Source organism: Mycobacterium sp. NGS58 (genome assembly GCF_059812385.1).
Window position 1 is genome coordinate 110021 of the sequence record NZ_JCALCO010000020.1, and the last position, 6648, is coordinate 116668.

6 protein-coding genes and 1 tRNA gene are annotated in these 6648 nt (G+C 67.1%); 3 read left to right on the plus strand and 4 right to left on the minus strand.

Features of this window, described 5'->3' with window-relative positions; translation table 11 throughout:
- Positions 1-5 precede the first annotated feature (5 nt).
- The 3 genes from AC5Y4H_RS18970 to AC5Y4H_RS18980 form a co-directional block, all read right to left on the minus strand.
- Positions 6-812: a hypothetical protein gene (locus AC5Y4H_RS18970; protein ID WP_499983986.1), complete on the minus strand. Its 807-nt coding sequence runs from the start codon at positions 810-812 to the stop codon at positions 6-8.
- A gap of 125 nt (positions 813-937) precedes the next feature.
- Complete coding sequence (locus tag AC5Y4H_RS18975; RefSeq protein ID WP_499983988.1) at positions 938-2176, minus strand: methyltransferase domain-containing protein; 1239 nt, start codon at positions 2174-2176, stop codon at positions 938-940.
- Between the two features lie 144 nt (positions 2177-2320).
- Positions 2321-2473: a hypothetical protein gene (locus AC5Y4H_RS18980; protein ID WP_499983989.1), complete on the minus strand. Its 153-nt coding sequence runs from the start codon at positions 2471-2473 to the stop codon at positions 2321-2323.
- A 151-nt stretch (positions 2474-2624) separates the two neighbouring features.
- Here AC5Y4H_RS18980 and AC5Y4H_RS18985 point away from each other — a divergent pair, with 151 nt between their 5' ends.
- Positions 2625-3812, plus strand: coding sequence for a serine/threonine-protein kinase (locus AC5Y4H_RS18985; protein WP_499983990.1), 1188 nt, complete (start codon positions 2625-2627; stop codon positions 3810-3812).
- An 85-nt stretch (positions 3813-3897) separates the two neighbouring features.
- On the opposite strand, the gene AC5Y4H_RS18990 is transcribed toward AC5Y4H_RS18985, so the two are convergent.
- Positions 3898-3974 (minus strand) — tRNA-Leu (locus tag AC5Y4H_RS18990).
- A 350-nt stretch (positions 3975-4324) separates the two neighbouring features.
- Here AC5Y4H_RS18990 and AC5Y4H_RS18995 point away from each other — a divergent pair.
- Together AC5Y4H_RS18995 and AC5Y4H_RS19000 are read left to right on the plus strand one after the other, a co-directional pair.
- Positions 4325-5224 (plus strand): PPE family protein, SVP subgroup, encoded by a 900-nt coding sequence (locus tag AC5Y4H_RS18995; protein WP_499983992.1) that lies wholly within the window; start codon positions 4325-4327, stop codon positions 5222-5224.
- A 59-nt stretch (positions 5225-5283) separates the two neighbouring features.
- The gene (locus AC5Y4H_RS19000; protein WP_499983994.1) at positions 5284-6453 is read left to right on the plus strand and encodes a PPE family protein, SVP subgroup; all 1170 of its coding nucleotides are present in this window, start codon (positions 5284-5286) and stop codon (positions 6451-6453) included.
- Positions 6454-6648: the final 195 nt, after the last annotated feature.

Sequence of the window (6648 nt, forward strand, 5' to 3'; positions counted from 1 at the left end):
CGGGTTCAGCGCCGCTTGTCGCGCACCTTGTAGGTCGAGGGCCACGACTTTCGGGATTCGTCTCCGGTCAACGGAGTTCCCATCCCGCCGACCTTGACGGCGTAGGCCTCCTTGCCGGGCCCGACCTCACGGTTGGCGTGCTCGGTGGCCAGGAAGTAGAGCTCGTCGATGGTGGCTTCGTCGTAGGCGACGAACGAGGTTTCCCGCGCGACGTCGTCGATCCCGACCAGCAGCCGGTCGGGCAGCAGTCGCGAGGCCACCGCCGCAAGCCCCAGCAGCCCAAAGGGAATGATCCAGTAGCAGAGAAACGACAGCGGGGTCTTCGTGTCCAGCATCAGGGCGCCGGTGGTCCCGGCGGGCCCGGCGGGGCCTTCCACGACCGACGGAATCACCGAGGACACCGTCATCCCGGCGAACGTCACGACCCAGAGCCAACTGAGGATCTTGACGACCCGGCCGAACAGTTCGGTTTTGACGACGTCCGCAGCTTGTTCTGCCGCGGCGAACTCGGCCACGAAAGGCTTGCCTACCAGCACCCCGATCAGGGTCACCAGGAAGATCCCGGCGTTGCTCAGCGGCAGGATCCACCGCTGCAGGAACGACTCGCTGAGGGTGAAGGCCAGCACGGCGAGAATCAAAAGCACTGCGACGGAAGCGAAGTCGAAGAACTGCCACTTCCTGCCCACCGCGCCCCCCACGCCCAGGCTGGCGGCGGCGATCGCCAGCGCGACCAGCACCGCCGCGACGAACGGGACGTTACCGACGAGTACCCAATACACGATCCACGGCGCGAGGCCGAACAGCATGCCCATGCTGGGTCAGTGTATGAGTGGCGGTTTGCGGTGCCATCGGCGGCAGGGCCCAAAGTATTGGTCTTGCACACCGACACGGCGGCATGCGGCGACGCGCAGGACTGCCGAAGACGTTGAGAGGCAACCTATGTCGGGATTCGGGCGGGCGGCGTCGCGTTGAGCGCCATCGCCAGGAAGTCGAGACGCCACAGCGAGCGGAACAGCGTCAGCCCGAAATGCTGCACGTCCTCCCCCTCTTCCGGTCTGACGTCGCGGCGCTGGGCCACGCGCTCGATGATCTCTCGGATCGTGCGACGGCCGTCGACCTGTTGGACGAGAGACAGCTGGGCCGGGTTGAGCTTCAGCGTCGCGCCGGGCAGGTGGATCGTCTCGCCGGACACCACGCACGCGGTGCGCAGCAGCGGGACGTAGTCGAGGCAAGCGGCCCCCGCGAAGTCGATCGCGTAGTCCTGTTTCGGGCGTTCCGGGCGACAGGCCAGGAAGAAGTGAGTGGCGTTCGCCGGTTGCAACCGCTCCATCACCGACCACAGTTTGATGTCGGGGAGTTGGTTGACCACCGAGTGGAACCGGCTCGCCGGCGCCAGGAAGTCATGCGGGTAATACGGCGCGTTGCGCAGCCAACCCTGGAACTCCAGTCCGGCCGAGTGGACCAGATCCAGGCATTCTTCGACGGTGTAGCTGCGTTGGCGCGCGTGCAAGAAGGTGTCCACGAGCGCACCCTCGGACATCAGGTCGCGGGCAGCCGCCAGGTAGGAGCGGACCGGGTGGTCGGCCGGTAGCGAGGCGATCGCTTCGACGACCAGTTGCACGGACGCGGCGTCCTGCGACAACCCGAGGTCGCGGAACGCCGATTCGAGCATGTCGACGCCGATCCGGCCGTACTTCGCGTAGAGCATGACGCCCAGGGCCCCGTCCCGGCGCAGACACCGGCCCAGCGCCGTCAACCCGGCCAGCGGGTCGGCCATGTGATGCAGTACGCCACTGGAGACGATGAGGTCGAAGTCGCGCGAGAGTGCCGACACCTCTTCGATCGGCAACAGCTGTAGTTCCAGGTTGTCCAGGCCGTGCTTGTCCTTCAGCTGCCGATGGTGGTTCAGCGCAGACTGGCTGACGTCGATCGCGACGATCTTGGCGCCGCGGTTCATGTAGGCCAGAACCGCCGCCTGGAAGGTGCCGCATCCCGCAACGAGGATGTCCAGATCTGCTTTATGTGTCCGGTCGGGCCACAGCATCCGATGGGCCCAGTAGGGGTCAAACCAGTCCCAATGGTTCGACGTCCACGCCGCGAGATCGGTTACCGGGGGTGGATATTCCCACCGGTCGTATTGGCGGGAGACGCCGTCACCCCGCGGATCCTCGGTCACTTCGGCGCTGGCTCCTTCGCGGTGGCAGATCGCGCAACGGTACGACGAACTCACCGCACCTGCCACATCGGCCGCAGGAACCGACGACTTGCACAAGTCGCTCGGCCGAAGACCCGCTGGGGGCCGCCGCGTGCAGGCCCCGGCCTATTTGGCGGGCGTCTGCGGGTTGCCGGCTCCTTCGCGGGCGTAGTGGATCATCCGCTCGCTCAGACGGACCAACGGGTCTTCGTGCCCGCCGGGCATGCTGTAGGCCAGTTGGCGCAACTCGATGGCGAATCCGTACAGATCTTGGCTCATATCCACCTGATCGCAAACGGCGTCTCCCGGGGAATCCGGGCGCCGGTGCGTTTGCTTGCCCCGGCCGCGGCCCGTGACCGTTTTGAGCCGTTGCCGTCCGGGTAAACGAGGGCACGATTGAGACCGCACTGGCACGGAGTTAGCAGGGCGAATGGACACCCGCGTATTGCTCGCCGGCCGTTATGAAGTGCGCGGCAGGCTGGGTCGTGGTGGCATGGCCGAGGTTTGCGACGGCTGGGACACCCGACTGCGCCGACCGGTCGCGATCAAGCTGCTCCACCAGGACGTGAGCGCTCAAAGCGGTATGCGGAACCGATTCGAGGCGGAGGCCCGCGCTGCCGCGGCCCTCAACCATCCCAATATCGTCGCGATCTACGACAGCGGCGAGCATGACGGCAGGCCCTTCATCGTGATGGAGCGGTTGCCCGGCGGAACCCTGGCCGATGAGGTGCGCCGTGGCCCACTGTCGCAGGAGCGCGTCCACGCCATGCTCGACAACGTCCTGGGCGCCCTGACCGAGGCGCACCGCGCCGCCATCCTGCACCGCGACATCAAGCCCGGCAACATCCTGCTCGCCGCGGGTGGCGAAATCGTGAAGGTTGCAGACTTCGGGATTGCCAAGACTCCGGAAGCCACCAAGACGCTGACCGGCCACATCCTCGGCACCATTGCTTATTTGAGCCCCGAGCGACTCGCCGGTGCGCCTGCGTGTGTCGCTGATGATCTGTATGCGGTCGGGGTCGTGGGCTACGAAGCACTCGCCGGGCATCGCCCGTTCCCACAGGAAAACATGGCGGCGCTCGCCGGCGCCATTCTGCACGGACGGCCGCCACGGCTGGCCGGGCTGCGACCCGACGTCGATCCCCGCCTGATCACGCTGATCGAACGCGCGATGTCGCTCGACCCGCGCCAGCGGTTCGTCAGTGCGGAGGAGATGCGCGCCTGGCTGCACAACGGTCTTACCCCGGCAGCGGCCGTGCTGGTCGCCTCGCCGTCCTACCCGGCCACCAAGTTGCTAGAAGTGCCGGTTGGCGGCCGGCCCACGAACACGTTCGTCCCCGCGCTGGTCTCGTCCACGACGAGCCGCCGGAGAAAGGTGCTGGGCGTCCTGGCGGTCCTGGCGGTACTGATCCTCGTGCCGCTGGCCCTCGCCCTCGATGCGTCGTCCTCGCACGCACCCGGGCAGCCCGCGACCACCAGCACACCGGCGCCGGTCCCTGTCAATAACGCGGAGTCACCGCCACCCCCACCCCCGCCGCCGCAACAGCCTCCGGCCCCCGTTTTGCACGGCCCTGGCAAAGGACACGGCAAGGGAAACGGCGGCGACCGGGGCAATTAGAGCGCCGACGGGAGACCCGCCTAACAGAACCCGCAGTACGTTGCACAGCCCTTAGCGAGCAGTGCGCACTGCTCACCAGCAAACCTGGTGCCCCCAGTCGGACTCGAACCGACACTGGGCGGATTTTAAGTCCGCTGCCTCTGCCAATTGGGCTATGGGGGCCCGGCGCGAATCTAGCGCGCCACCGCTGAATCCAAGACATCGCGTCCCGCTTGAGATAGCTGAAACCGCTAGATGCATCCGGCGTGAGTGTGGGCTAGGATCACGGCCCGCGCGCCTTGACAACGGTTTTCCGCGAGATGACAGATGACACCGCTATGTCGTCCGGCAGGACGGTGTTAAAACTGCCGGCTTCTTCGTTAAGAAGCCGTAAACGGCTGTCAACCTGGCCCTTTCCACCGGGAACGTGGACACGTGGGTCGTTAGTGTTACGCCAACGCACAGGGGCCGTTACGCAAACACACAGGTCGACCGCACATGGGGGTCGGCTCGTTCCAACTTTAGGAGCAACCGTGGCTTTTCTGACAACACAGACCGAGGAGATGCTTGCTGCCGAGGGGCTTCTCTCGGGTATCAACACCAACCTGGCGGCGCAGAATGCGGGCGCCGCAGCGGCGACCACCGTCGTCGCTCCCGCCGCCGGCGACCCGGTGTCGATCCAGCAGGCGGCAATCTTCTCGGCGTACGGCACCCAGTACCAGACGATCGCCGCGGAGGCGCAAACCCTTCTGCAGAATTACGCGCAAACGCTCGGTATCAGCTCCGGCAGCTACGGGGACACCGAAGCCATCAACGCTGCCCAGGCCACGCTTTCGAATGCCTCGAACCTTGCCGGCGTTTCGAATGCCGCTGCGACCCCGGGCTCGAACCCCCTCGACATCCTGCAGTGGCTGCTCGGCGGTACGGGCAACTACAGCGCCGGGCTCGGTGGGCCGTTCGGCCTGTCGAGCAACCTGGGCAACATCCTCAACATAGGCGGCGGGAACTGGGCGTCTGCGGGGTCCGACCTGCTCGGCCTGGCCGGTGGCGGTCTACTCGACACCTCCGCCGCCGACGCCGCCGGTTCGGCCGCCGACGCGGCGGGTCTCGCGGACACGACGGCGCCGATGGCGCCGATGGCGGGTGGCGGCATGGCGGGCCTGGGCGCGCCGATGGCCGCGGCAGGACAGGCCACCATGGTCGGGAAGCTGTCGGTCCCGCCGACCTGGGCCGGCTCGGTCACCCCGGTCGTCGGCACCAGCGCGGCGCCGCTGCAGACGGTGGGCTGGACCGCCGCCGCACCGCAGGCCGGCGCGGGAACGGTCATCCCGGGGATGCCCGGAATGGGCGCGGCCGCGCGCAACAGCGCCGGCTTCGGCGCGCCGCGCTACGGCGTCAAACCGATCGTCATGCCGAAAGCGACGACCGTCTGAGCAGCGAGCACGGTTGAAGCGAAGCGAAATTCGAACGGATAAAGGGAGCGAGAACACAAATGGTTTTTGATTTCGCGGCCATGCCGCCAGAGCTGACCTCGACGCTCGTGTACACCGGTCCGGGCGCCGCGCCGATGATGGCCGCCGCGGCCGCGTATGCCAACCTGGCCGCCGAGGTGAGCTCCACGGCGACCCAGTGGGAGTCGATCGTCTCGTTGCTGACCACGGAGAACTGGACAGGTGGGGGGTCGGCGGCGGCGGCGGCCGCGGCCCAGCCGATCATCACCTACCTGACCGAGACCGCGACGACGCTCGAGCAGACGAGCGCACAGGCCACGGCGTCGGCGGCCGCCTTCGAGGCGGCGTATATGGGCGTGGTGAACCCGGCGCTGGTTTATGCCAATAGAGCCGCGTTTTACGCTGCGCTCGCGGGACTGCCCTTCACGCTTCCCCAAGTGGCTGCGTTGGAAGCCGAGTACGAAGCAATGTGGGTGCAGGACGCCACCGCGATGGCCGCGTACCAGGCAGCCTCGACGGCGGCCGGGGTCCTCACGCCGGTCACACCACTGACGTCGACCACCAACCCGGCGGCCGCTTCGGTTGCGGACAGCACCGCCCTCGCCGCTGACTCCACGGGCGGCACGGCGCAGGCGTTGGTCTCCAGTCCCATCTCGGACGCATTGAGCATCCCCGGCTACACGACGCCACCGATTCCGGCCACTGGTGGGAACCTCTTGCAGTCGCTTGACGGTTTCCTTGGTACGCCGGCGGTCTTCAACGCCATCAACGGCGCGGTCAACACCGGGGCCTGGTTCACCATGAACGCCATCCCGACGGCCGTATCACTCGGGCACACCCTGGGTACCGTGCCGTCGATCCCGTTCGCGCTGACCGACTCTGTCACGCCGCTTGCCGGTGGGATGGTGCCGGGCACGATGGTGGGCTCGGTGACCGGCGCCGGGGCGTCGGCCGCCGTGGGCGAAGCCTCGGCGGTCGGCGGCCTTTCGGTACCCGCCAGCTGGTCCGCGGCCGCGCCCGCGACGTCGGTGGCTTCGTCCACCGCCCCGCTCGCGGGCTCGGGGTGGACGGCTGCGGCCGAGGCCGAGCCGGTCGCAGCGATGCCTGGAATGCCGGGGATGGCGGCGGCCGCCAAGGGCGCCGGCGCGTACGGCACAGGACCGCGGTACGGCTTCAAGCCGATCGTCATGCCCAAACAGGTCGTCGTCTGAGAGGGGACCGCTGATATGGCAAGAAGGGGGTAGATGTCACCCGTTTGAGGCGAGCAATTAACCGGGCAGCCGCAATCTATTTACAACGCGGCCACCACGGCATTAAGTACAACTGTTAAGACTTCGGCGAACTGAAGCTTCACGATAGGAGATAGCCGACATGGCAACACGTTTTATGACCGACCCGCACGAGAT

Excerpts from the sequence above, each read along its gene's own strand:
- AC5Y4H_RS19000 (WP_499983994.1), top strand. The coding sequence starts at position 5,284 with ATGGTTTTTGATTTCGCGGCCATGCCGCCAGAGCTGACCTCGACGCTC.
- AC5Y4H_RS18985 (WP_499983990.1), top strand. The coding sequence starts at position 2,625 with ATGGACACCCGCGTATTGCTCGCCGGCCGTTATGAAGTGCGCGGCAGG.
- AC5Y4H_RS18970 (WP_499983986.1), bottom strand. The coding sequence starts at position 812 with ATGGGCATGCTGTTCGGCCTCGCGCCGTGGATCGTGTATTGGGTACTC.
- AC5Y4H_RS18980 (WP_499983989.1), bottom strand. The coding sequence starts at position 2,473 with ATGAGCCAAGATCTGTACGGATTCGCCATCGAGTTGCGCCAACTGGCC.